This window comes from Alkalibacterium sp. s-m-28, assembly GCF_054658175.1.
Map to the genome: position 1 here is coordinate 1 of NZ_BAAGIQ010000030.1, position 24,052 is coordinate 24,052.

23 protein-coding genes are annotated in these 24,052 nt (G+C 42.4%); 5 read left to right on the forward strand and 18 right to left on the reverse strand.

What is annotated here, in order from left to right; all coding sequences use genetic code 11:
* Positions 1 to 310 precede the first annotated feature (310 nt).
* The 4 genes from glgA to glgB are packed head-to-tail and all read right to left on the reverse strand — an operon-like array spanning position 311 to position 6,041.
* On the reverse strand, positions 311 to 1,750 hold the full coding sequence (gene glgA, locus ACYQ4S_RS05710) for a glycogen synthase GlgA (protein WP_346024247.1): 1,440 nt from the start codon (positions 1,748 to 1,750) through the stop codon (positions 311 to 313).
* An 8-nt stretch (positions 1,751 to 1,758) separates the two neighbouring features.
* Complete coding sequence (glgD, locus tag ACYQ4S_RS05715; protein WP_459769954.1) at positions 1,759 to 2,928, reverse strand: glucose-1-phosphate adenylyltransferase subunit GlgD; 1,170 nt, start codon at positions 2,926 to 2,928, stop codon at positions 1,759 to 1,761.
* Complete coding sequence (locus tag ACYQ4S_RS05720; protein ID WP_091266051.1) at positions 2,918 to 4,063, reverse strand: glucose-1-phosphate adenylyltransferase; 1,146 nt, start codon at positions 4,061 to 4,063, stop codon at positions 2,918 to 2,920. Before ACYQ4S_RS05720 ends, glgD begins: the two co-directional genes overlap by 11 nt.
* 58 nt (positions 4,064 to 4,121) lie before the next feature.
* Entirely contained in the window at positions 4,122 to 6,041 is a 1,920-nt protein-coding gene (gene glgB / locus ACYQ4S_RS05725) for a 1,4-alpha-glucan branching protein GlgB (protein WP_346024250.1), read from the reverse strand.
* A gap of 257 nt (positions 6,042 to 6,298) precedes the next feature.
* On the opposite strand from glgB, the gene ACYQ4S_RS05730 reads away from it, so the two are divergent.
* From ACYQ4S_RS05730 to ACYQ4S_RS05740, 3 genes are read left to right on the forward strand one after another with little or no spacing between them, the layout of a single operon-like run.
* Complete coding sequence (locus tag ACYQ4S_RS05730) at positions 6,299 to 6,907, forward strand: NfeD family protein (protein WP_346024251.1); 609 nt, start codon at positions 6,299 to 6,301, stop codon at positions 6,905 to 6,907.
* Between the two features lie 15 nt (positions 6,908 to 6,922).
* The gene (gene floA / locus ACYQ4S_RS05735) at positions 6,923 to 7,912 is read left to right on the forward strand and encodes a flotillin-like protein FloA (RefSeq protein WP_459769957.1); all 990 of its coding nucleotides are present in this window, start codon (positions 6,923 to 6,925) and stop codon (positions 7,910 to 7,912) included.
* A 5-nt stretch (positions 7,913 to 7,917) separates the two neighbouring features.
* Positions 7,918 to 8,319, forward strand: coding sequence for a hypothetical protein (locus tag ACYQ4S_RS05740; RefSeq protein WP_346024253.1), 402 nt, complete (start codon positions 7,918 to 7,920; stop codon positions 8,317 to 8,319).
* A gap of 46 nt (positions 8,320 to 8,365) precedes the next feature.
* On the opposite strand, the gene ACYQ4S_RS05745 is transcribed toward ACYQ4S_RS05740, so the two are convergent.
* The 4 genes from ACYQ4S_RS05745 to ACYQ4S_RS05760 all read right to left on the reverse strand — a co-directional run bounded on the left by ACYQ4S_RS05745 (position 8,366) and on the right by ACYQ4S_RS05760 (position 12,336).
* On the reverse strand, positions 8,366 to 9,343 hold the full coding sequence (locus ACYQ4S_RS05745; protein WP_346024254.1) for an aromatic acid exporter family protein: 978 nt from the start codon (positions 9,341 to 9,343) through the stop codon (positions 8,366 to 8,368).
* A gap of 24 nt (positions 9,344 to 9,367) precedes the next feature.
* Positions 9,368 to 10,963, reverse strand: a complete 1,596-nt coding sequence (locus tag ACYQ4S_RS05750; protein WP_346024255.1) for an ABC1 kinase family protein — start codon at positions 10,961 to 10,963, stop codon at positions 9,368 to 9,370.
* Between the two features lie 62 nt (positions 10,964 to 11,025).
* On the reverse strand, positions 11,026 to 11,328 hold the full coding sequence (locus ACYQ4S_RS05755; RefSeq protein WP_346024256.1) for a phasin family protein: 303 nt from the start codon (positions 11,326 to 11,328) through the stop codon (positions 11,026 to 11,028).
* A gap of 96 nt (positions 11,329 to 11,424) precedes the next feature.
* The gene (locus ACYQ4S_RS05760) at positions 11,425 to 12,336 is read right to left on the reverse strand and encodes an aldo/keto reductase (RefSeq protein ID WP_346024257.1); all 912 of its coding nucleotides are present in this window, start codon (positions 12,334 to 12,336) and stop codon (positions 11,425 to 11,427) included.
* 291 nt (positions 12,337 to 12,627) lie between these two features.
* Here ACYQ4S_RS05760 and spx point away from each other — a divergent pair, with 291 nt between their 5' ends.
* Positions 12,628 to 13,038 carry a transcriptional regulator Spx gene (gene spx / locus ACYQ4S_RS05765; protein ID WP_346024261.1) on the forward strand — a complete coding sequence of 137 codons (411 nt, stop codon included), beginning with the start codon at positions 12,628 to 12,630 and terminating at the stop codon, positions 13,036 to 13,038.
* A gap of 21 nt (positions 13,039 to 13,059) precedes the next feature.
* Here spx and ACYQ4S_RS05770 read toward each other — a convergent pair whose 3' ends face one another.
* The 10 genes from ACYQ4S_RS05770 to gloA2 form a co-directional block, all read right to left on the reverse strand.
* Positions 13,060 to 13,536, reverse strand: coding sequence for a YrhK family protein (locus ACYQ4S_RS05770; RefSeq protein WP_459769961.1), 477 nt, complete (start codon positions 13,534 to 13,536; stop codon positions 13,060 to 13,062).
* 122 nt (positions 13,537 to 13,658) lie between these two features.
* Positions 13,659 to 14,507 (reverse strand): carbohydrate ABC transporter permease, encoded by an 849-nt coding sequence (locus ACYQ4S_RS05775; protein ID WP_459769963.1) that lies wholly within the window; start codon positions 14,505 to 14,507, stop codon positions 13,659 to 13,661.
* A gap of 3 nt (positions 14,508 to 14,510) precedes the next feature.
* A complete protein-coding gene (locus ACYQ4S_RS05780) occupies positions 14,511 to 15,467 on the reverse strand; it encodes a carbohydrate ABC transporter permease (RefSeq protein ID WP_459769965.1) in 957 nt (318 codons plus the stop codon).
* Between the two features lie 93 nt (positions 15,468 to 15,560).
* Positions 15,561 to 16,700 carry an ABC transporter substrate-binding protein gene (locus ACYQ4S_RS05785; RefSeq protein ID WP_459769967.1) on the reverse strand — a complete coding sequence of 380 codons (1,140 nt, stop codon included), beginning with the start codon at positions 16,698 to 16,700 and terminating at the stop codon, positions 15,561 to 15,563.
* A 2-nt stretch (positions 16,701 to 16,702) separates the two neighbouring features.
* Positions 16,703 to 16,927 carry a hypothetical protein gene (locus ACYQ4S_RS05790; protein WP_459769969.1) on the reverse strand — a complete coding sequence of 75 codons (225 nt, stop codon included), beginning with the start codon at positions 16,925 to 16,927 and terminating at the stop codon, positions 16,703 to 16,705.
* Between the two features lie 962 nt (positions 16,928 to 17,889).
* Positions 17,890 to 18,525: an SGNH/GDSL hydrolase family protein gene (locus ACYQ4S_RS05795; protein ID WP_091478315.1), complete on the reverse strand. Its 636-nt coding sequence runs from the start codon at positions 18,523 to 18,525 to the stop codon at positions 17,890 to 17,892.
* Positions 18,526 to 18,551: 26 nt separating this feature from the next.
* Complete coding sequence (locus tag ACYQ4S_RS05800) at positions 18,552 to 19,427, reverse strand: ROK family protein (RefSeq protein ID WP_346025513.1); 876 nt, start codon at positions 19,425 to 19,427, stop codon at positions 18,552 to 18,554.
* Positions 19,428 to 19,466: 39 nt separating this feature from the next.
* Complete coding sequence (locus ACYQ4S_RS05805) at positions 19,467 to 21,083, reverse strand: gamma-glutamyltransferase family protein (RefSeq protein ID WP_459769972.1); 1,617 nt, start codon at positions 21,081 to 21,083, stop codon at positions 19,467 to 19,469.
* A gap of 55 nt (positions 21,084 to 21,138) precedes the next feature.
* Positions 21,139 to 21,525 (reverse strand): lactoylglutathione lyase, encoded by a 387-nt coding sequence (gloA, locus tag ACYQ4S_RS05810; RefSeq protein ID WP_459769974.1) that lies wholly within the window; start codon positions 21,523 to 21,525, stop codon positions 21,139 to 21,141.
* Positions 21,526 to 21,799: 274 nt separating this feature from the next.
* Positions 21,800 to 22,183, reverse strand: a complete 384-nt coding sequence (gene gloA2 / locus ACYQ4S_RS05815; RefSeq protein ID WP_459769976.1) for an SMU1112c/YaeR family gloxylase I-like metalloprotein — start codon at positions 22,181 to 22,183, stop codon at positions 21,800 to 21,802.
* A gap of 130 nt (positions 22,184 to 22,313) precedes the next feature.
* On the opposite strand from gloA2, the gene ACYQ4S_RS05820 reads away from it, so the two are divergent.
* Complete coding sequence (locus ACYQ4S_RS05820; RefSeq protein ID WP_459769978.1) at positions 22,314 to 23,231, forward strand: AEC family transporter; 918 nt, start codon at positions 22,314 to 22,316, stop codon at positions 23,229 to 23,231.
* Positions 23,232 to 24,052 lie beyond the last annotated feature (821 nt).

A 24,052-nucleotide genomic window follows, 5' to 3' on the forward strand; every position in this document is an offset into this window, starting at 1 on the left:
TACCAAATGAGAATGACATTAACCACTTCAAGCTATCGCTTGACCGAAATTCATCTCCCACTTTCACTGGTGCTTCGCACCCATACGCTTAGAAGTGGGAGACTTCTTTCGGAATTACGTTAAAATTTGAAAAGAAATCTCTAACCTGTCTATACAGGCATCGTCTTCATTTTACAATCTAAGTACAAATAAACGAAAATAGTATAACTTCATTAAAGCCATACTATTTTCGTTTGTTAATATTTTTCTAATTGACAGAAAATCGACTCTTAAACATGATCGTTCTAATACAGTTCTAAATCAGTTACCATTAATAAATCAGATAGCGGTACTGATCCAGATACTTTTGAGCCGATTGTTTCCAGCTGTTATCTGTTTCCATTGCTCTGACCTGCAATGTATTAAAACTGTCAGGTCTATCATAATAAACAGTCAGGGCACGGTCGATCGTGCTCAACATCGTCAGGACATCAAAATCATGGAAACTGAACCCTGTTCCTTCATCTGTCCACTCATTATGTGGCTGAATCGTATCCACCAGCCCTCCGGTTTCATGGACGATCGGCAAGGTACCGTATCGAAGTGAGTTTAGCTGAGATAGTCCGCATGGCTCAAACAGTGATGGCATCAGGAACAGATCTGATCCTGCGTAGATCCACTGGGCCAGTTCACTGTCGAAATCGATAATAGCGCTGAACTTGTCCGGGTAGGTTTCAGCATAGTATCTGAACGCATCCTCAAAATACGGCTTGCCCGTTCCGACCAACACCATCTGTATATGGCGGTGCTTCATCAGTTCTTCCATGGCATCGACGATCAGCTCCACGCCTTTCTGTTCATCCAGACGAGTAACGATTCCCACTAAAGCAACTTCTTTATCTTCCGGAAGACCCACTCTTTTCTGTAGAGCAAGCTTGCTTTTTACTTTTCCAGACAAATTGTCTTTTGAAAATGTGGCTGGTATGACTGAATCTGTCTGGGGATCATAGGTATCATAGTCGATGCCATTAACGATTCCGACAAGCTTGTGCTGAATGTTTCTCAAATCCCCATCCAGCCCGTAACCGAACTCGGGTGTCTGAATTTCATTCGCATATGTCGGACTTACTGTGGTCACCAGATCTGCGTAGTAGATGCCGCCTTTCAGCCAGCACACATTGTCACCGTACTTCAGTCCTCTCTCGTGAAAAGCAGCATATCCAATATCAAAATGATCGGACAGTACATACTGATCATAGACACCCTGAAACAGAATATTATGAATCGTCAGGACAGTTTTTATATCTTTTAATGTATTGATCCAGCTATACTTATCTTTAAGCAGCACAGGCATCATCGCAGTCTGCCAGTCATTCACATGAAGGATATCCGGAATGAAGCCTATCTGTTCGAGCATTTCAATGGCCGCCTGCTGGAAAAATGCAAACCGTTCACTATCGTCTCCATAGTCATACAGATTTTCCCTGTCAAAATAAAAGAGATTATCTATAAAGTAGTAGGTCACCTTATCTCTGACCAGCTGCTTGATGCCACAATGCTGGTTTCTCCACCCTACCTTGACGATAAATGAGCAGATATCTTCCAGTTCCTCATTAGTCTCATCATCCAGTTTCTGAACGAAATAAGGAAGAACGACGCGGACATCGTTCCCTTCTTTCGCCAGTTCCTTTGGAAGAGAGCCCATGACGTCTCCTAGTCCGCCAGTTTTAAAGAAAGGGGCACACTCTGAAGCAGCAAATAGTAGTTTCATTGTCTTACTCACTCCTCCTTGACCTCTCCTTCTGCATAAATCACGCCGTCTTTGGCGATAACTATAGGATTCTCGGCTGTCCCTTCCAGGCGGACGCCTTTTTTCACATAAACATGCTTATCCAGAATGACGTGTTTTAAGTAGGCCCCTTCTTCAATACAGGAATCCTGCATGATTATTGAGTCTTCAATATGTGCATTTTCAGCTATCTTCACTTTACGGAAAATCAGCGAATCCTTAACTGTACCATAGACTTCGCAGTCATTAGCAAACTGTGCATTTTCTATCATTGCAGTTTGTCCATAATAAGTTGGTGCCGAATTCTTAGACCGTGTTCTGACTGGGTCAGCACGATAGAACAGTGAATTGAAGTTGTCCTCATCCAGCATGTCCATATTGGCATCATAATAGCTCTTGATGTCTTCAATGACTTTAAGGTACCCCGTGTATTCATAGCCGTAGACAGAACAGCCTGATTCAAGACTGAACTTGATAAAATTGTTAACGTTTATATCCATATCAGCCTGTTTCGCTCTGTACAGATAATCGAGGAAGGTTTTCTTGCTTAAAATCATCGTTTCCATGTTCAGATTAAAGCGCTCTTCCTGAACATCGGATATAGCTGTAACGCCACTGATATTGCAGTCTTCTTCATCGCCTAGATCAAGTGCAGAATAGACTGTGTCACTGCTCAGTTCGTCTCTGTTCACTTTCTTATAGACAACTGTGACCTGGCTGTCCTTATCTTCATGGAAATGAATGAGCGATTTGATCTGAATATTCGAAAGGAATGCTGAACCCATCATAACGACATAGTCTGCTTTGGCACGAGTGACGTAATTATAGTGATCTTCATAATAGAAGCGGTCGTGTTTTGATTCCGTGCTTCGGTCAGCTTTCAGTTTTACTTGAGAATGTGTAAATACTCCCCCACCGGCTAGAGAATCCAGTCCCCATGTCGATCCGGAACGCATATGATCATATAAGGAGTGGCCTGATCCTGATATAAACAGAGCAGCAGATTCTGCTTCGGCATTATATAAGCTGGAAAACGGAAAATCGACTAAGCGGTACCGGCATGCGAAAGGCAGTGAGGCAACCGGTCTTCTATTAGTCAGTGGTTTCAGCTTATCTTCATACTCTACTAAATTCAGTATAGGTGCGATTCTATTTCTCATCGGAATACCCTCCTATTTCTTCTCCGTATCCAGCAACGGCAATGTCGTCTTCAGTCCCGATTAGCTCGGCATCATCAAATATATGTGCGCCTTCACCAACAATCGCTTTTTCGATTCTGACATTCTCTCCAATCACTGCATTCGGCATGATAAAAGAATCAGTGATAACTGAGTTTTTTCCAACCTTAACATTATGCGACAGAATGGAATGATTGATTTCGCCTGCCACATAGCACCCGTCAGTGATCATGGAATCCTTGACTTTTGCGGAGGATGTCAGAAACTGTGGTGTCGTATTCGGACTCTTGGAGTAGACTCTCCAGTCACGATTTCTGATATTAAGGTCGTGTTCAGGGTCCAGGAACTCCATATTGGCGCTCCACAAGCTTTCAAGTGTCCCGACATCTTTCCAGTATCCTTCAAACGAGTAAGCATAGATGGCTTCACTGTTTCTAAGATACGCCGGAATCACGTGGTGCCCGAAATCTTCCATCTGTCTATTTTTAGACTGATTATCAACAAGGTACTGTTTCAGACGTGGCCAGCTGAAGATGTAGATCCCCATAGATGCCAGGTTTGATTTTGGATTATCCGGTTTCTCCTGGAATTCGATGATTCGATCTGTTCGGTCTGTAGCCATAACACCGAATCGTGAGGCATCTTCCCAAGGTACAGGCATGACCCCTACTGTAAGAGATGCAGCCTGCTGCTTGTGGTAATCGAGCATTTTCTCATAGTCCATCTTATAGATGTGGTCTCCTGATAGGATAACAACATAATCCGGATTTTTCTGATCGATGAAGTCCATATTCTGAAAGACAGCATGTGCTGTTCCTTTAAAGAATTTCTCTCCATCGACGCTTGAATAAGGCTGAAGGATGGTGGCTCCTCCGTTATGTCTGTTAAGACCCCAGCTCGATCCATTTCCTACGTGATCATTCAGGACAAGCGGCTGGTACTGCGTCACCACTCCTACATCATTGATCCCTGAGTTTGCACAGTTTGATAAGGCAAAGTCGATGATGCGGTAGTTTCCGCCGAAAGGTACAGCGGGCTTGGCGATCTGCTTGGTCAGTTTACCTAGGCGCGATCCCTGTCCACCAGCTAAGATCATTGCAACTGTTTCAGTTTTCATATTGTTCGGAAGTGTCAGAAGACCTTCCTTCCCTCCTTAAGGTAATCTAATTGTGTACTTATTTAGTTATTTTATTTACCCCATATACTCTCTTAGGTTTGAAAACGACAATACTTAATGCAGGGAGGATAACTTCCAGTGCGTGTGGTTGTCCATGCACTTCAGCCTCCAGTGTACGCTTGACCCCTTGAGGCTCTGTCCATGTGCCGCCTAAGTCTGCCCATTCTGTATTCCATACTTCTTCATATTGTCCTTTATAAGGAACCCCTATACGGACATTCTGTCTTTCCACTGGAACAAAATTACACATGATAATAAGAAAGTCTCTTGGATTTTTACCTTGCCGGATGAAATAAAGCACAGATTCCGCTTTATTATCGGCATCAAGTATCTGGATGCCTTCAGAAGAATGATCAAGTTCCCACAATGCCCGGTGTTCCTGATAGAACGCGTTCAGTTGTCTGGTGAACTCTAAATGGCGGGCATTCATATCATCATTCAGGCTGTCCCATTCCAATCCCTGATCAAACCTCCACTCGAGGAACTGTCCGAACTCCGCTCCCATGAACTGCAGCTTTTTACCCGGATGAACTATGCGATATGTCTCGATCGTTCTCAACCCGGCAAACTGATTGTAACGGTCTCCGTGCATCTTATGCATCATAGATTTTTTCCCGTGTACCACTTCGTCGTGAGAAAAAGGAAGGATGAAGTTTTCATTAAAGGTGTACATAAAAGAGAATGTAATCAGATTAAAGTGGTCTTTTCTGTGTATTGGATCCATTTCAAAGAACTTGAGGGTGTCATTCATCCACCCCATATTCCATTTATAGTTAAACCCCAGTCCGCCTTCGTGAACCGGATGAGTAACTTTGTTCCAGGCTGTACTTTCTTCAGCCATCATCAGCACATCCGGATGACGTTCAAAGACTTTTTTGTTGAGGAGTTGAAGGAATTCGACACCTTCTTTGTTTACATTGGTCCCTTCATCGTTAGGTATCCAATCACCCAAGTCATAGTCCAGATAAAGCATATTGCTGACTGCATCCACTCTCAGCCCATCCAGATGGAACTGTTCGATCCAGAAAAGCGCATTGGAAATGAGAAAGCTTCTGACCTGACTTTTTCCGATATCAAAATTAAGCGTCCCCCATCTGTTATTGTCTGCACGATTCTGATCAGCATACTCAAATTGAGGTGTGCCGTCATAATAGGCCATGCCATAAGCATTGCGGTTAAAGTGTCCAGGTACCCAGTCCATCAGCACACCGAGGTTTGCCTGATGAGCTGCTTCAACGAAATCCTGAAACTCTTCCATCGTTCCGAATTTCGAAGAGAGACCAAAAAAGCCAGTAGCCTGATAACCCCAGCTTGCATCAAGAGGATGTTCCATTAATGGCATAAATTCTATATGTGTATAACCCATTTCCTTAACGTATGGAATGAGTTCATCCTGAAGTTCTCTTATCGTATACCACGATCCATCTTCATGATGTTTCCATGAACTCAGATGTACTTCGTATATGTTAAGAGGTCGACTGTAAATCTCTCGACGTCTACGATTAGCAAGCCATAATCCGTCTTTCCACTGTCTGTCCGGAAGTCCTTTTACCACAGAAGCATCTTTGGGTCTAACTTCAAAAGCCAGGGCATACGGGTCGATTTTGTAGACCGTCGTGCCGTCAGCCTGAACAATTTTGTACTTGTAATGATGTCCTTCTTGTGCTTTTGGCATATCAAGAGAGAAAACGCCCGTTTCTCCTATTTTTTCCATCTCATCCAGTTCTGCCCAGTCATTGAAATCTCCAACAAGATAAACGTTTTGAGCATTCGGAGCCCATACATTGAAGCGGAAGCCTTCAGCCTGGGCACTACAGCCCATCGTCAGATAGCTGTCAAAAAGTGTACCCTCGTTAAAGAGATAAAAAGTATCCGTCAGTTCTTTATGTGCTTCAGCTCTATTTCCTTGTTCCCCCATAAGACATCCCCCTTTTTCGTTATACTAGTCTACTTGTCTCTAACTTTTCTTTAATCATTTTAATGCAGACTATCTTTAGTACCATTGTAACCTAGTATAGTCGCATTGCCAAGTTTTTCCTCTTATACTTTTTCTCATTTTGGATTATATATAATTAGTCAGATACGCCCTCCGACCGATGACATAAGAATGTTAAAATGGTATGATGAACTTGCAAACAGGTAACCTCGATTCACTAAGGAAGGAGGCAATTCATTATGGAAGGAATTCTTTTAGGACTTGGCTTCATTGGTGTTACATTAGCTATCCTCACCCCTTTTATTAAAAGTGGGATGGGATTGACTCTAGTCAGTTTAGCTGTCTATTTCTGGTTCATCGGTATTGAAACCTGGTTACCCGTAATATTGTTCACTGCCGGTTTACTTCTGATCGTTTTTGAAATATTCGTACCGGAATTTGGATTAGCAGGTATAGTTGGTATTATACTGCTCATATCAGGACTTTATCTCACGATTGGTGATATTGGACAAACAGTCCGGGATCTCAGTCTTTCAGTCGTTATCACATCAGGTGTGGTCTTCTATCTGATAAAGAACGGATACTCACTGACCAATGTAAACAAATTGATCCTGCAGACAAACGTAGCTGAACGATCTGCTGATAACGATTCAGATGCAGACAAACAATCTATTACTGAAAGGCTTGAAGGAGAAGCACAAACTCCTCTTCGACCATCAGGAAAAGTGACGTTTCAGGACGACCCACATTCATATGACGTATTAAGTGTGGATGGGTATATTTCCAAAGGCACCAAAGTCATTGTAGAAAAAGTAAAAGGCACAAAAATTACTGTCAGAAAAAAATAGAATAGGAGAATATATATGGATGTATTAGGTAATGGATTTGTAGGTATCATTATAACCGCCGTCATCATACTGATTTTCATCAGTATCTTCCTTCGTTTCGTACCCGTGGGACTTTGGGTGACCGCTTATTTCTCAGGAGTAAAAGTGGGGATTGGCACATTAGTAGGTATGCGTCTGCGTCAGGTCAGTCCACATGCAATCATCCGTCCTCTGATTAAGGCAACTAAAGCCGGGCTGTCCCTAAGCACGAATGAACTGGAAGCCCACTTTCTAGCAGGAGGAAGCGTGAATGGCGTCATCGACGCTTTGATCGCCTCTCACAGAGCTGAAATCGAGCTGGAGTTTGAGAAAGCAGCGGCAATCGACTTGGCCGGACGTAATGTATTCGAAGCTGTCCAAGTATCTGTTAACCCTAAAGTTATTGTTACACCCGATATCTCAGCCGTTGCTAAAGACGGAATCGAAATCGTTGCAAAAGCTAAAGTAACTGTTCGAGCTAACATCGAACGACTAGTCGGTGGTGCTGGAGAAGATACGATTATTGCCCGTGTAGGTGAAGGGGTCGTAACTACCGTCGGTTCTGCTGACAAACACTCTGATGTACTGGAAAATCCGGATATGATCTCTAAAACTGTATTAAGCAAAGGCCTGGACTCTGGTACAGCTTTTGAAATCCTGTCCATAGACATTGCCGACGTTGATGTCGGACGTAATATCGGAGCTAAACTTCAGACTGAACAAGCTGAAGCCGATAAGAACATTGCTCAGGCTAAAGCTGAAGAACGTCGCTCAATGGCGATCGCTCAGGAACAGGAAATGCGTGCTGAAACTCAGAAAATGCGTGCCAAAGTGGTTGAATCTGAAGCTGAAGTACCATTGGCCATGGCTGAAGCACTAAGAAGCGGCAACTTAGGTGTCATGGATTACTATAAAATGAAAAACATCAATGCCGATACAGATATGAGATCAGCCATTTCTGACCAGTCAACTGAAGAAGAAGAGTGATATAAATGGAATTCTTAATCGTATGGATCGTTCAGCTTTTTATATTTTTTGTGATTGTTTCTGGTTTAGCTTCTCTGTTTTCAAAAACTGCTAAAAAAACCGCTCAGAATCCTGAAGCCAGAGAAAGCAGCGATAAAATAGAAGCTTCAAAACGAAACTCTCCGAACGAGAAGCGACAGAACAGCCGATCGGGTCGTGTCCAAAGAGAACGACGTCCGGATCGCGAACGCTACGATCGGAGAAAGAACAGTGAGCCGATTATCAAAGATGTCGTCTCATTAAGTTCTTCGAAAAATCGAAAAAAACGCCCACGTTCAGCTACTGATTTTGACAAGCGCCAGCTGAAACAGGCAATTATATATAAAGAAATACTAGATAAACCTCTTTCTCTAAGAGAAATCGACTAAAAAAAGTGACACATGCCCCTCCTGACTGACAGGAGAACGACATGTGTCACTTTTCATTTTCTTCTTCAACAGATCCTTCTCTGACGAAGAATGATCGCTTAATTTCAATAAACTCCTCAATATTATTTAAAAGCATGAACAGATAGGCTCGATTTTCAAATTCAGCTCTACTTTTCGGCAGACCTGACTGTCTGAACGTTCTGTAAAGATCAGTAATGTTTTCCAGCAGACTCTGCCCTGTGTTCTTTTCGTTCAGCTGTTCTGACGTACTATTGAACAATTCAGCCAGTATCCTTGCCTCCTCAGATCCCAATCCGCTGTTCTGGAGTGAATGCAGCATCTTTCTAATCGATGACAGCTGCTGCCCGCGCATCTGAACATATTTCAAACTATAATCATTCTTATGAAACAGTTGATTATCGTAGTCCTTTAATGCCTGAGCTTTTGCTTCACTGATCAGATCCTCAGCTTCCCTAACCTGGTCGGTAAGTTTGACTGTCAGATCCTTTCCTGATAAACGATCAGAAATCCCCTTCAGTATCAGTCTGATGCCCTCATCAACCTGACGCTTGCTTTCAGCCAGTTCACTTTTATGAGATGGCATCCATAAATTTAGCAGCAAGGCACTGGTTGCGCCGATTGTCATGAGTAGAAAGCCATTAAGCTGCCAGCTCCAGGCGATGCTTCCAGCTCCAATAAAATGAGTGACCAGAACTGAGCATGGGGCAATTCCCGATTGTAGATCAAAACGGTATGCTAAAGGTATATATATAATTAGATAGAGTCCAAAAGCTGTAACGGAAAACCCGGCCAGGTAGAATACGACTGAAGCTATCAAAAACGCGGTCACAGTTGAAGCGACCCTCTTGAAGGCAGTAATAAAAGACGCCCTTTTAGTATCAAGAAGACTCAGAATTGCTATGATCCCTGCAGCCAGTGTATGATCAAGTTGAAGAAAATCTGCTGTATAGATCGCTAGCAGCGTAGCCAGAACCATTTTTACTGTACGATGTGTGATGGACATTCAGATTCCCTCCCCTGGCTTCAGCTACAATGTTCCTGATCGAATGATGGATATGAGCAGCCACATCCCCATAACTCCGGCACCTATAAAAATCGCAATCGCAAAGAAGGATACGCCTGCGCCTTCCGAAAGGACAAATATCACGGAAGAAGCAATAATCAGAGCAGCAATGATTAAAGCAAAGACCAGACGATTGACCATCTTGTTAACTTCTATCCACTTATCCTCGAAATGAACCAGATCGATATGGACCATCAATCTGCCATTGTTGACAGTATCCAGTACTCGCTTGAATGTAGAAGGTAGCTTGAATGAATCCATAGCCAGTTGATAGACACCAATTTTAAGTTTTTCCTTCGACAGTTTGTCAATCAGACTGATGTCATTGCTGGCCTTGATGTAGGTTGAAGCAATTTCCATAATATTAATATCTGGGTGCAAGTCAGAGACTACGCCTTCAAGAATAGTCAGAGACTTTGCCAGTAAAATAAAGTCATTAGGCATAACCATTTTATATTTATGCGTCACGTGCAGCACGTCTGAGAAAAATGTGCTTAGATCAATTTGCCCAAAACTTCTGGTAATATAGGACTGGTAAAAATCATGAAGATCTTCACTGAAATCAAACCGGTTGACCTTATCTTTAGTGATAGCCATCTGGAGAAGCAGATTCATAAGCTGATCCAAGTCTTCGAAGACAATTGCTCTCATAATGCTGATGAGATCATCTTTCACGCTATCGGAAAGTTCCCCGACGATTCCAAAATCAATGAACACGATTTTCTTTTCCTTGATTACCATGTTACCTGGATGCGGGTCACCGTGAAAAAAACCATCCTTAAAGATCTGTGACAGAAATGAATAGACTAGTTTTTCTGCAATATCCTTCTTTTCATACCCTTCTTCCCGGATTTCTTCCTGGTTCAGACCTCTTATTCCTTTGATATATTCTTCAACTAATACGCGCTTAGAGGTGTAAGTCAGAACCGGTTTGGGTGCGGTAACTGCATCCAGTTCTTTGTTCAATCTGCGGAACTTGATGAGGGCCTGTCCTTCATTTCTGAAGTCCAGCTCCCGTTTGGTCGTTTCTTCAATTTCTTTAAACGCCGCCTTGGCATCCACTAGCATTTCCTTGACTGTTTCAGGTGCCATGGATACGATGCGAGAAAACAACTGAATATCGCGAAGCAAATTTTCTTCAATTTCCGGACGCTGAACTTTAATCACGACTTGTTCCCCGGTCAGCAGTTGGGCTCTGTGTACTTGAGCAACGGAGGCACTGGCAAGTGGCGTCTGCTCAACCCACTCAAATACATCTTCAAGTTCCTCTTTAAAATCTTCTTTAAAAATTCGCCTGATGTCTTTATACGGAAAAGGAGGCGCATCATCTCTCAGTTTAGACATTTCCTTAATGTATTCTGGTGGAAGCAGATCCTGCCTCGTAGATATAATCTGACCGATCTTGATAAAACTTGGTCCCAGCTCTTCAAATGCCAGCCTCAAGTTTGCTGCATCCTGTTCTTTATGCTTGGTTCTTACTCGTGTCCGGTAAATATGACCGAAGCCGTATGATGCCAGTACACTGGCAATTTCTGTCAGTCGTTCACGGTTACTTTTCAAAAGTTGGCCTCCTTTCATAAGGTAGAAAAGGTGCTGACCAGGATATGATCAACACCTTATCATTATACTTCTGTTGATTTATCTGTCAGTTTGCGTTCAAGTTCTTCAACCTTGGCTTCCAGATCTTCAATATCTTTTCTCTGGGCCACATTCATTTCGAGCAATATTGCTTCGAGTGTTTCTTTCTCTTCCATAGAAACCTCTTTATTTTTTCTCTGAATCAATTCTTCTGTCAACTTCTTACCTTCAGCGACGGTCAATTTCCCACGACTGACTAATTTGTCAACTTGTTCTACTGCTTTTTCAAGTGCGATAGCCGTAGATCCGACACCGACCAGCAAAGCTTTTTTGATATCATCCATCATAATAAAGAACCCCTTCCAAATTGATCTTACACTGTCAGTATAACACTCACCTTAAAAATTGTCAGATAAAACCAATGATTTCTGCTGGTATTTCGACTAAGGCAGAGGATTTCCAGCTGCTTTATACACCGTATACCAATCTTCACGGCTTAAAGATATTTCCGATGCAGAGGAATAATTTCTGATTCGTTTTTCATTCATCGTTCCCAGAATGATCTGCATTTTAGCTGGATGTCTTAACAGCCAGGCAATCGCCAGTGCTTCATGATCTGTTTCATATTTATCAGCGAGTAATTTCAAGGTTTCATTGACCTCACCATAATCAGGATGGTTCAAGAATACACCGTCCGGACCGTGAACAGGGGACCATGGCTGTACAGTTATGTCATTCAGCCTGCAGTAATCAAGGATTGCACGATCATGGTCGATCGATCCCTTATGCTTCGTGTTCACCTGAACCCCGGCATCGATCATTCCAGTATGCATGACACTTAATTGGAGCTGATTCGCAATCAAGTCCTGTTTGACATACCTTTTCAGCAGCTCAATCTGATACGGACTGTGGTTGCTCACACCGAACTGTCTCACTTTCCCGGAACTGTGTAAAGTATCGAAAGCCTCAGCCACTTCTTCAGGTTCGACAAGTGCATCCGGTCGGTGAAGCAGCAGGACATCTATATAGTCTGTATCGAGTCTATTAAGGATCCCGTCAACTGAGCTGATTAAATGTTCTTTAGAAAAATCATAATAGCCGGATCGAATTCCCGCCTTCGACTGTAAGATAATATCATCTCGTTTGATTGATGTCAGTTCAAGCGCCTGTGCAAATCGCTTCTCAGACTCTCCTCCGCCGTAAATATCCGCATGATCATAGAAATTGACACCGGATTCAAAAGCAGCATTTATGACGCCAGCCGCTTCCTTACCATTCAGTTTATCCATTCGCATACAGCCCAGCGCCACTTCTGATACCGATAAATCTGATGTGCCTAATTGTATTTTATTCATCGTTTTCCTCCTGTCTATTGTACTATAACCAGTTTACTCTGAGAAGATAAATAATGCGACCATTGTTTGGTACAGAGTATTTAAAATTAAAATTACATTGTGACAAAAATACGACACATAAGTGTCTAACTTTAAAAAACGATACTTGTGACAAAAAAACGTCAAATAGTGTTGCATTTTCTTCTATTTACCCTTACAATTGAAATTGTAACAAAACGTTCACATTTTATTCTTTCAACATGTTCTACATAAAATGCACGAGCGAGACTTTTTATAAAGGAGTAGTGACTAATGATTACATTATACGTATCCCCAAGTTGTACATCTTGTCGAAAAGCTAAAGCGTGGTTAGAAGAACAGAATTTAGAATTTAATGAAAAGAATATCTTTCATGAACCGTTGACGAAAGAAGAAATTAAGCAGATACTCAGCCTTACAGAAGAAGGCACCAGCGAACTCATTTCATATCGCTCTCAGGCCTATCAGGCACTGTCTGAAGATATTGACGATCTATCTCTAAATGAATTACTTGACTTATTCGAAAATGAACCAAGTCTGATTAGACGTCCAATTATTATGGATGACCGACGCCTGCAGATTGGGTATAACGAAGAAGAGATTCGATGCTTCCTGCCTCGCAAAGTAAGAGAACTTGAACTGGCAGAAATACATCGTAAACTGGCTGTAGAAGAAACCGCATAAAAAGATGAGTAGGGTGTCCCTCTACTCATCTTTTTTTTCGTCCTCATAATAATCATCATTGTAGTCTTTTTCAATTTCTTCTTTTTCTCCTTTATTTTCTCCTTCATCTGAAGAGTCACTTTTTATTTCAACTTCTTTTGTCGGTTTATCAGAATCTCCTTCTGCTCTATCTTCCGATTCAACAGTATCTTCTCCAAGTATCTTGCGTCTATATTCTTCTTCACTATACAAAAATACATTATGCATGATTTTAAGTATCGGCCGCATCAGTAGAAAGAAACTGGCAAAAATATACAAATACATTCCCACTGTATCCAGATCTGTGAATGTCTGGACGAGACTCCCAGCAAGGTAGAGAATACCTGTAAACAAGTCATTGCCAAGAGAAATAATCGTGTAGTAGTTTCGGAAGTAAATCCTGAACCTTCCAGCTTTGACTATAACGTCTTCTTCTTTTCCAGGACTCACATCGTGCTCTTTTGTCTCTATTGTAGGCATTTATACTTCCCTCCGACACTGATAATCTCTTACTTACCCCTACTCTAGCATATATCTTAAGCTTTTATAAGTTATACGCATAGAAAAAGAGACCCCCTCTAAAAGGTGATCTCCTTGCTTTTCTACTGTTTGACACCACCTGCTGTGACGCCTCCGATAATATATCGGGAGAGGAATGTATATAGCAGGATAAGTGGGATAATTGAAAGGGCAATCCCCATGTACATCGCACCAAATTCTGTTCTGTATCCGTCTGTTGTCAGCAGCTGTACCAGCATAGGCAGAGTATACATTGACCGTTCGTTGATTAGGATCAGTGGTAGTAAGAAGTTGTTCCATGATCCGATAAATCCGAAGATAGCCATCGTTGCTAATGCCGGTCTCATCAATGGCAGAATGATTGTATGGAAAATCTTAAGTTCACTAGCCCCATCAATTCGAGCTGAGTCGACTAATGCTGGATGATAAATCGTTTCAAGATACTGTTTCATGAAGAATACCGTTGGTGCACTTGCAACCGCAGGTAAAATCAAAGGAATATAGTTGTTCAATAAGCCAATGTTGGCGATGAAACGATAGAATCCGATAATACTGACCTGTGATGGGATCATAATCAGCATGAGGATAAGCCCCCACATGATCTTCTTCCCTTTGAATTCATACACAATCAGGGCGTAAGCTGTAAGAGATGAAAAGTAAAGACTTAACGTCGTTGCACTTGCAGCGATGAAGAAGGAGTTTCTATACCCTTGAAGGATGTTGAATCCTCTGCCTCTAAGAAATGTCCAGTTGTTCCATGCATTTCCTCGAGGAATTAATGACAGACCCTGCTGAATTTGAGGAGCCGTTCTCGTTGCGTTGACAATAACGATCCAGAAAGGCAGTATGCTCAATAGTGTCAATATTCCAAAGAAGACATATAGCAATGTACGCTGTGCTTTCAGTTTTTTTGCATTACTAGTATCATACATACCTTATTTCACCCCTTTTCTTACTTGCTTTGAAGAACGTGTACGGAAACTGTTAAAGACAAGCAAACTGAAAGCTGTAGTCATCAGCAGCAGCACAACAGATGCTGTCGCTGCAACATTCAAGTTTCGTCCACCTTGGAATGCCTGTTTATAGATAAATGTGATCATTGTCTCTACAGACTGCTGAGGTCCTCCTCCAGTCAGTAGATAAGGAATATCGAACATCTGCAGACCACCGATAAGTGAAGTAATCAGAACGTACAGAGTGATCGGTTTCATCAGCGGCATTGTAATCTTAGTAAAGGACTGCCAGTCTGTGGCACCATCTACTCGGGCAGCGTCGAATAAGTTCTCGTCGATTCCTAAAATTCCCGCCTGAAGAACAATGGTAGTCTGTCCATACCACATCCAGAACTGAATGAACGAGACGATCAATCGTGTCATGACAACACTTCTGAAGAAGTCTACTGGACTATCTACCAGACCGCCGGACAGCAAGAACTGATTAATCGGTCCACGCGGAAAACTGAATAATGATCTGAAGATGACTGCTACAGATGCAGCAGTAATAATGTTCGGCAGGTAGAACAGGCTCTTGAAGAAGCCGATTCCTTTCAGATTCAGACGTCTGCTGGTAAACCAGTATGCTAGTAAGAAGGCCAGTACGATCTGAGGGACAAAGTTGACTACCCATAAGATGAAAGTATTGGAAACTGCTCTTCTGAACAACATATTGTTATAGATGTTCTGGAAATTACGGAATCCAACAATATTTGCTTCCGTTGCCCATCCGGCCAGGTCTGTAAATGACAGATAAATGGTGTAGAACATAGGGTAAAAGTTAAAGGCCAGGAAGAACAGGAAAAACGGTGCCATGAAGACGTAACCCCATTTGTCATGATTTTTACGTTTGGCAAGTCTCTTCTGTTTTCCGGTCACAGTTGTTGTAGTTGTAGCCATATAGAGTCTCCTTTCCATGTAGCGGAGAAAGTGCAGAGAGCACTTGGATAAAGTGATCGACTGCACTTTCATTGTGCTACATTAGACTTTAAATTAGTCTACCTGAATGTCAGGGAACAGACTTTGAACTTCCATTCTGAATGCATCAAGTGCTTCTTCCAGCTCCATCTCACCTTTAGAGTACGGAGTTAGAGCCAGGTCATCGAACGCACCACTGATTGTATGGTCATATGCAGTAATGATTGATCCATCAATTGTTTCAATGCCATCTGCAAAAACATCGTAATGGTTCTGCCCACCCAGGAATTCCATTTCAAAGTCGCCACGGACTTCGTCGACAACGCCTTGGTGTGAAACTACGTCTCCCGTATCTTCTGCCCAGTCTCTCATGAAGTTTTCGCTAGTTGTCAAATATTCAATCATGTGCGCAGCTTCGTCCTGCATGTCTGAAGTCTGAGTGATACCGATCCATGTTCCTCCACGGAAGTATGCTTCAGGTCCATTAACCATGCGCCAGTTTCCTGCTGTCTGATCTCCATTCGGTACTAACCAGAAGTGCAAGCCCCATGTAGGCAGGCTGTATCCAAGGATTTCATCACCATTCATTCCTGCGAAGTATTCTTCTCCTTGAGGTTCAGCATCCATCATCAATCCTTCTTCAACCATTGTTCTAGCAGTTTCCATCAGTTTGTATATCTGATCATCGATAACGAGCTGATTGTCAACGACCCAACCCTGTTCACGTGACATATAGAAAGGGTGTGCCAGGTCACTACGTCCGGAAACCATGTAAACTGATCCGTCAGTAGCATCTCTCAGCTCACGGGCTGTATCAAGGAATCCGTCCCAGTCACCGATTGCATCCTGCATCTCATCTTCTGATTCAATGCCTAAGTGCTCACTCGCCAGGTCCTGACGGTAGAAGAACGCACCGGGTGTAGTCTGCCATGAGTTCATGACGAAGGTTCCATCTTCTTGTGTACCGACATCAACTACATAATCATAGATGTACTCAACGCCTTCCATCAAGCTGTCATACTGACTTAAGTCCACCAGCATACCTGATTCCACGTATTTCTTAACAAATGCCTGCTCAGCAAAGATGACATCCGGTGCACTGTCTGTATTGAATACCGGGTCGAGCTGAGTTTGAAACTCTTCAGTCGGAACAACGGAAATGTTGATTTCATAACCAAGATCTGGAAACTCTTCTAAATAATAATCATTAATCATTGTCACGGCTTCATCAGTAAATGTCCATACATCCAGGACTCCAGCTCCCCTGTAGTTGGCGCTTCATATTCTTCGCCATCTTCAGTTTCAAGAACTTCGCCCTCCTCGCTGCCTGTATCTCCAGTATCCCCTGCGTCTCCACCAGCACCTGTATCTCCGTTCCCACATGCTACTAGTGCCAATGTTGATAATGTAGTTAAACCTAGAAGAAGTCTCTTTTTTATCATTTGTTAACCCTCCATTTTTTTGCTTTAATATAGTCTCATCTTACTCAGCAACAACTCAGCGTAAAGGCTTTTATTTGATTAGAATTCTCCTTTGAATAAACCGTTTACATTTGACTTCAAAAAATTTTCACATCTATATTTGAGTATCAATGAACAATTCCGGACAATTATCTTCTTTAACCAAGTATTTTAAGCGTTTAGCTGACTGCGTGATGCCCCTTTATATTTGGTAGACTCTTCACCTCCATTTGTTTTGTCACCCTAACTGATAAAAGGCTTACATAATCGAATAAAAAATTATTAGTTTGTTTAAGATACAAACTAATAATACTTACAAGCTTATATTATTCTTTTTGACGATAAATTGCAATAGTTTTTTTAAAACTTTTTACCCTTTTTGACTTTTTGACACTTTAATAACTGAACATGACATAATTCGTTACATACAATTAATAATTACATTTTAAAAAAACAGGGGGGGAGCTTGTTTTTTCATACAAATCTTCCCTCGTTTTCGTACATCTAATTTCTTTTTCTTAAAAAGATAACTGATATAACTGCTGTAAGAATGACAGCACATATTGCACCGTATACCAGAACCCCTGATGAAATAGAATCATCCGCACCAGCCGTGTCATTTGTTCCTTCAACTAGGAATAATTCAACCATTAATATATTTATTAAACTAACTCAATTAACCGTTTGAAAGAGTACATAGCTAACTTTCTTTTTAGTTGCATGATACAAAAAAGCACGGACCAAGGGCCCGTGCTTTTTTGGCAACTTATATTATTTTCATATTATAAGCGAGAAAGAAAAGTTCACATCAATTCTTCCTCCGATACCAACTTCCTGTTGTGATGCCTAAGCATCTGTACCGTGCAGAGTCTCCATATACTATGGAGTCCTCGACTCATCGCATAACAAGTACTTTATCATATTTCGGCATGTTACGCAAGCCTTTATTCATTTACTGCTTTCAGCCAGCTGCTCGCTATCAGTCCGTGACCGGCTACAGTCGGATGGACACCGTCATCTCCTGTGTAATAGCTGAACCCGTCCCTTATTCCAGCCGCATTTAAAAGTCCATCCAGCGGAATGAGTTCAGTCTGATAATCTCTGGCCATCTTCCTGACGATCTGAATTCGTTTATCCAGGTCATTCCTCCAGCCCACTCTATCTTTCGGATAAGGCAGGACAAAAGGCTCCATTAAAATGACTCGAGCATCCGTTCTCTGGTGAAGCGATTTCAGAAGAAAGCGGTAGTCTGATTCAAACTCATCCAGTTCTTCATCTGTCAGTTCTACTCCGTCATTCTGATTACGCCATGTGTCATTTACACCTATAAGTAATGTGACGATGTCAGGATTAATAATCAGGCAATCATCTTCCCATCGCCTTTTAAGATCTTTCAGACTGTCTCCGCCAATACCCCGATTCAAAACTGTCAGCCTCTTCGCCGGATAGCGTGACTGAAGATGCGAAGCGACCATCAATGGGAATCCCTTACCTAAATCTTTGCCGTCCATACGGTCACGGCCTACATCTGTTATGCTGTCACCGATGAACAGCAACGTATCATTTTTGTTGATTTTCATTATTTTCCTCCTAGAAGGTGCCCTGTCTATTTATTTTCCTGCATAAAGTTATAGACGGCTCCAATCAGGTTAGCATCATTTTTGAACTCACACGTTTCAATCACTGGACGAAAAGGGGTGTGCTGCAGACGTGCAAATAGAGAGTCAAACTCAACTTCGATGCGCTCAAGGATCCCGTCCATACTGGATACGCCTCCCCCGATTACTATCTTCTCAGGATCAAACGCATAAGCAAGGTTGTAAAGTCCCATAGTCAGATACATAAAGAAGGTGTCTGCTTCTTCTTTAGCTATGACATCCCCCTGATTGGCAAGTTCAAACACCGCCTGTCCATCTATATCATCGTAACTCATCCCCATCCGCTCTGCATAACGACGGGACATGGCCACCGCTGTACCAATCTGACTGAATGTCTTAGTTTCATTAAGGAGCATGAAGCCGAACTCTCCACCGAATAAATGCGGTCCATGATGGACTTTTTTATTGACGATAACTGCCCCACCGATTCCCGTTCCAATCACCACGAAAAGAACATTGTCGTTATCTTTCGCAGCCCCTTTCCATACTTCAGCCAGACCTGCGCTGTTTGCATCATTCTCAAATGACACAGGCAGTCTAAACATCTCTTCGAGTTCATCATATATAGGGAAGAAGTGGAGGTATCTGACTGCACTGACTCCTTCTATCTGCCTGTCGATCTGATTGACCGCTCCGGGAGCCGAAAATGCGACTCCTTCAAGACTGTAAGTCGAATCAGCCTCTTCTTTCACACGAGAAAGTTGAGCTTTCATCTCTGCCCAGGTCTGCGGTGTTTTAAACTTCCCTTTATCTGACAAAGATTCATCAGACCAGATTCCATACTTAACTGATGTTCCTCCAATATCAAAAGCCAGTATTGCCATTATACCTCTCCACCTTCGCTAATAGTCTATTTTATCTTCTTACCAGACAGCAACCGTCCCGTCTGTTCTTGGTTCTGTCCCTCCGATCAGCACACCATTTTTGTTTCTTAAAATAATCTGACCCCTTCCGAACTGACCTTTTTCAAGAGTCACTTCTATGTCGTGTCCCCGGCGTTTCAGATCTGTCAGTACAGAAAATGGTATTTCAGGTTCAACGAGTACTTTCCGCCCTTTGACCCACTGCCATCTTGGTTTGTCTAGAGCATCCTGAGGGTTTAGCCCGAAATCAATCATGGACTGGATCACTTGAAGATGACCTTGTGGCTGCATGTGTCCACCCATCACGCCAAAAGGCCCCATCGGCTGCCCTTCTTTTGTAAGGAAAGCGGGAATGATGGTATTGAAAGGCCGCTTAGCCGGTGTAAGGGTATTCACATGTCCTTTTTCGTTTGTGAACCCAACGGCCCGGTTATTCAGACTGATGCCAAATTCCGGAATGACTGCCCCTGAACCGAAGCCCATGTAATTACTTTGAATGTATGAAATCATATTGCCGTCAGCGTCTGCTGCAGCAAGATAGACGGTTCCTGATGAATCACTGATACCTGGTACAGCATCTATCGCATCATGACCGATCAGATCTGCTCTTTCCTTTGCATATCTTTCAGAAAGCAGCTCTTCCGCACTTACCGTCATCCTCTCAGGATCGGCAATAGTCAAATTCCCGTCAGCAAAAGCCAGTTTGATTGCTTCGATCTGCTTATGTAGCGTCTCAGCGTCATCTTTTCCAGCCAGTTCCAGATGTTTAAGAGAGTTAAGCGCCATTAATGCTACGATTCCCTGTCCATTTGGCGGCATCTCCCAGACTTGGTAGCCTTTATAATCTACAGAAACAGGATCGACCCATTCCGGCTGGAAGGATTTAAGATCATCCAGTCTCAAGCTTCCTCCATGTCTTCTGGAAAATGCATCAGTGGCTTCCGCAATCTTGCCATTATAGAAAGCATCCGCTTCTGTCTCACCGATCAGTCGAAGACCTCTGGCATGCCCAGGAAGTTTAATAATATCCAACGCCTGTTTCGCTGTACCTTCTGGTGCAAAGACCTTGAACCAGGACTCGAGTTCCGGGTAATTATCTTTCTCTTTAGAAAAGCGTTTGAAAGTACGTTGAAAGGCCTGTGAAACAGTATTCGTAATGACGTACCCCTCTTCAGCAATTTTCGCAGCTGGCTCCAGTACCTCTTTCAATGGAAGTTTCCCGTGTTTTTTACTTAAAGCAGCCCATCCGGCAGGAACCCCAGGAACAGTGACCGCATTGATGCCAAACGTTGGAAAGTCCTTTTCTTTCGTCAGGTATGGATCCGGATCCAACCCTTCAGGAGATGGCCCACTGGAATTCAGCCCATGCAGTTCTCCATCTTTCCATAATATGCTGAAACTGTCTCCTCCGATGCCGTTCGATCCTGGCTCCACAACAGTAAGTGTCGCAGCAGTTGCTATGGCGGCATCGATGGCATTTCCACCTCTCTTCAGTATGTCGAGCCCGACTTGTGCAGCTAGCGGATGTGATGTAGCAACCATTCCATTTTTACCAACCGCTAGCTCTCTTCGTGATGCATAATGAAATGCCCCTGTGTCGCAGTTTGCATCCCCCATTTTATTTCTCCCCTCATATGTAGTATCGGATCCTAGACCCGATACTTAAAACAACTTAATCTTTCAACTGAATGATCTCGATCTTATATCCATCAGGATCCTTAATAAAGAAGTAAGATGCTGCACCGTCAGATAATTCAGTCAACTCTGTAACATCCTGCCCAGACTGACTAAACTCTTCATGAGTATCTTTAAGGTTCTCTACGCCTATTGCAATATGCCCGTATCCATTTCCTAGATCATACGGTTCTTCCTGATCATAATTATATGTCAGCTCCAGCTCCACTTCATCTCCAGGTAATGCCAGATAAACCAGGGTGAACTTGTAGTCGGGATAATCTAGACGGCGAACTTCTTTCATTCCCAGAACATCTTTATAAAAATCCAATGACTTGTCCAGATCCTTTACTCTTACGCAAGTGTGCAGCATTCTTTTTCTCATAGGTAATTCCTCCTAAATTAGTATGTTTATATTTTGCCTTACTTTCATCAGGCCGTCAAGCAAACATGGATGAGAGAAAGTTTATATCCTCACTTTTTTGAAAGCGTTATAATTATTTTTTTGAACATCTGAAAAACACTTGACTATCTATTGTGTATGCGTTATCATTTGCTTAGAAACATAGTTAGTAGCAGTACTACTAGTTTTCTTTTTCATAAATCATCTCCTTTCTATGCAAAAGAGCCCCTGCGGAAACAGGGGTTCTTTTTTGCGTTCAGCTTCTCTCATATAGTTCCAATGGGAGCCCATCCGGATCCTTGAAGAAAGTGAATAATCTGCCCGTATAGGGATCCGTTCTTACCTCTTCAACTTCGATTCCCTTGCCTTCCAGCTGTCGTTTTGCTTCTACTACATCATCCACTTCGAAGCATAAGTGTCTCAATCCTACAGCTTCAGGTCCATTAACTCTGGCTGGAGGATCTGGGAATGAAAAGAGTTCAATTTGAGCATTTCCAGCTTCCAGGTCCAGCTTATATGACTCTCTTTCCTCTCTATACACTTCTCTGATGATAGTCAGCCCGAGCGTTTGTGTATAAAAAGCTTTAGACCGGTCATAATCACTTGCAATGATCGCGACATGATGAATTCCATTAAACATATTCTGTTCCTTCTTTCTTTTAAAGTTAGGATCTATGTCCCTTTGCTTTTACGTTTTAATAAGCGTATAGTATTATGATAAAGAATCTTCATTAAACAGTTTACTACATAATAGATTGAAGGCGAACCCTATGGACATTTCATTAGTAATTTTCGATCAGCTGCTTCAGATGTTTTTCATTATGATGTTTGGATTCATCCTTGTAAAAATCAATTTTCTCAATATGGACGGCAGTCAGCAGTTGGCCAATATCGTGACGAAGTTTGTCATTCCGATCGTTCTGATGCTCTCGTTTCAGCAGGACTACGACAGCAGTCAGCTGCAACTCCTCTTCACTTCCCTGATTGGATCCCTTGCCATTACACTCTCACGTATTTTCATAGCCCATACGGTATTGAGAAACCGGTCGAAGATAGACCGGTATGCCATCGTGTTTTCGAATACTGCATTTATGGGCATCCCCATTATTCTACCGATACTTGGATACGAAGGCATCTTTTACTTATCCATGTATATAGTTGTTTCAGCAATTTTCCAGTTTACATATGGAATATGGATGCTGTCAGAAGGCAATCAGCCGATAACTATAAAATCTATATTTACCAATCCTGCTAGTATCGGTGCCTTTGTAGGTTTCGGACTGTACATCTCTCGTATTCCGCTGCCTGACGTTTTATATAACAGTCTGGATACGATTGGTGGCCTGAGTTCTCCTCTGGGAATAATACTGCTTGGAGGGTACCTAGCCAGAAGTCAGTTCAAGGAAATCTTCCTTGTTAAATCCAATTACTGGATCGTGTTCATCCGTTTACTAATTGCTCCAGCCGTCGCACTTCTGTTGATCTGGCTCTTACCGATCAGTGATCCTTCCGTCCTGCTGGTACTTGCCATAGCGAACTGTACACCGACTGCCGTGAACACTGCACTTTTTTCGCAGTTATACGGTGGGGATTACGAATACGGTGCGCGCATCATCATTCTGGCCAGTTTCTTCTCGATCGTGACCATGCCGCTGGTCATCAGCTTGTCGACGCTCCTTCTTTTATGATTATGCTTTATAGCAATTATTCTAACAGATGCCTCATTCTTTTCCGATTCTGTGCCTAGTGTATGGATTTAGGAAAATGACTGAGGCTTTTTTCTGTCTCCTGGCTAGCGTTGAGTCTCTTCATGTGGTGAGAATCTACTAGTGCTTTTTACGTAGTGATTGTAGTCCTGGTAAGAGGGCGTATGCCTCCTATTCCGTACTTATGAAACAGTCACTCATCCTAAAAGTTCTGATAAGCAACAGAATCAGCTTATTCATCGATGTGATCAAATTTAATAAAACAAAAAGGAACACCATTAGTCAGAATGGCTTTCCTTTTAATGTAATTGACTTAAGATCAGGCATAGTTTTCAAACTGAGAATAATACACCTCAGAATACATGCCGCCTTCTTCCATGAGTTCATCATGATTTCCCTGTTCCACAATGCGACCATCATTGGCCTCGAAGGTCGATTCGGCATTTCTAATCGTGAAAAGCTAGTGAACGATCACAAAGGATGTTTTATCCTTCATGAGTCGCTTCATATAAAATATGATTCATCCCTCTGTCAAGTTAGATAGTTGCACCCGCACCAATATCACTAATCATTCCACCTGTCTAATCAACCGCATTATTTATTCTGTTGAGTGAACTACCCACCACTTAAATCCTTTGGATTTTGAAGTGGGGGCTTCCTACGAACTCCATTCTTATCTGCACAGACTTCATACAGACAGAGGAATCGGATAGGGGTAGGCTCAAAAGGCAGTCCCTGCCTCATTGATTTTCTTTTACTTGGCCAATGCCAAGAGGTTTTTGCTGGCATTGATATCTCTGTCA

Bases quoted from the DNA above. Each gene is read 5' to 3' on its own strand.
- glgA (WP_346024247.1), bottom strand. From the start codon at position 1,750: ATGAAACTACTATTTGCTGCTTCAGAGTGTGCCCCTTTCTTTAAAACT.
- glgD (WP_459769954.1), bottom strand. From the start codon at position 2,928: ATGAGAAATAGAATCGCACCTATACTGAATTTAGTAGAGTATGAAGAT.
- ACYQ4S_RS05720 (WP_091266051.1), bottom strand. From the start codon at position 4,063: ATGAAAACTGAAACAGTTGCAATGATCTTAGCTGGTGGACAGGGATCG.
- glgB (WP_346024250.1), bottom strand. From the start codon at position 6,041: ATGGGGGAACAAGGAAATAGAGCTGAAGCACATAAAGAACTGACGGAT.
- ACYQ4S_RS05730 (WP_346024251.1), top strand. From the start codon at position 6,299: ATGGAAGGAATTCTTTTAGGACTTGGCTTCATTGGTGTTACATTAGCT.
- floA (WP_459769957.1), top strand. From the start codon at position 6,923: ATGGATGTATTAGGTAATGGATTTGTAGGTATCATTATAACCGCCGTC.
- ACYQ4S_RS05740 (WP_346024253.1), top strand. From the start codon at position 7,918: ATGGAATTCTTAATCGTATGGATCGTTCAGCTTTTTATATTTTTTGTG.
- ACYQ4S_RS05745 (WP_346024254.1), bottom strand. From the start codon at position 9,343: ATGTCCATCACACATCGTACAGTAAAAATGGTTCTGGCTACGCTGCTA.
- ACYQ4S_RS05755 (WP_346024256.1), bottom strand. From the start codon at position 11,328: ATGATGGATGATATCAAAAAAGCTTTGCTGGTCGGTGTCGGATCTACG.
- ACYQ4S_RS05760 (WP_346024257.1), bottom strand. From the start codon at position 12,336: ATGAATAAAATACAATTAGGCACATCAGATTTATCGGTATCAGAAGTG.
- spx (WP_346024261.1), top strand. From the start codon at position 12,628: ATGATTACATTATACGTATCCCCAAGTTGTACATCTTGTCGAAAAGCT.
- ACYQ4S_RS05770 (WP_459769961.1), bottom strand. From the start codon at position 13,536: ATGCCTACAATAGAGACAAAAGAGCACGATGTGAGTCCTGGAAAAGAA.
- ACYQ4S_RS05775 (WP_459769963.1), bottom strand. From the start codon at position 14,507: ATGTATGATACTAGTAATGCAAAAAAACTGAAAGCACAGCGTACATTG.
- ACYQ4S_RS05780 (WP_459769965.1), bottom strand. From the start codon at position 15,467: ATGGCTACAACTACAACAACTGTGACCGGAAAACAGAAGAGACTTGCC.
- ACYQ4S_RS05785 (WP_459769967.1), bottom strand. From the start codon at position 16,700: ATGATTAATGATTATTATTTAGAAGAGTTTCCAGATCTTGGTTATGAA.
- ACYQ4S_RS05790 (WP_459769969.1), bottom strand. From the start codon at position 16,927: ATGATAAAAAAGAGACTTCTTCTAGGTTTAACTACATTATCAACATTG.
- ACYQ4S_RS05795 (WP_091478315.1), bottom strand. From the start codon at position 18,525: ATGAAAATCAACAAAAATGATACGTTGCTGTTCATCGGTGACAGCATA.
- ACYQ4S_RS05800 (WP_346025513.1), bottom strand. From the start codon at position 19,427: ATGGCAATACTGGCTTTTGATATTGGAGGAACATCAGTTAAGTATGGA.
- ACYQ4S_RS05805 (WP_459769972.1), bottom strand. From the start codon at position 21,083: ATGGGGGATGCAAACTGCGACACAGGGGCATTTCATTATGCATCACGA.
- gloA (WP_459769974.1), bottom strand. From the start codon at position 21,525: ATGAGAAAAAGAATGCTGCACACTTGCGTAAGAGTAAAGGATCTGGAC.
- gloA2 (WP_459769976.1), bottom strand. From the start codon at position 22,183: ATGTTTAATGGAATTCATCATGTCGCGATCATTGCAAGTGATTATGAC.
- ACYQ4S_RS05820 (WP_459769978.1), top strand. From the start codon at position 22,314: ATGGACATTTCATTAGTAATTTTCGATCAGCTGCTTCAGATGTTTTTC.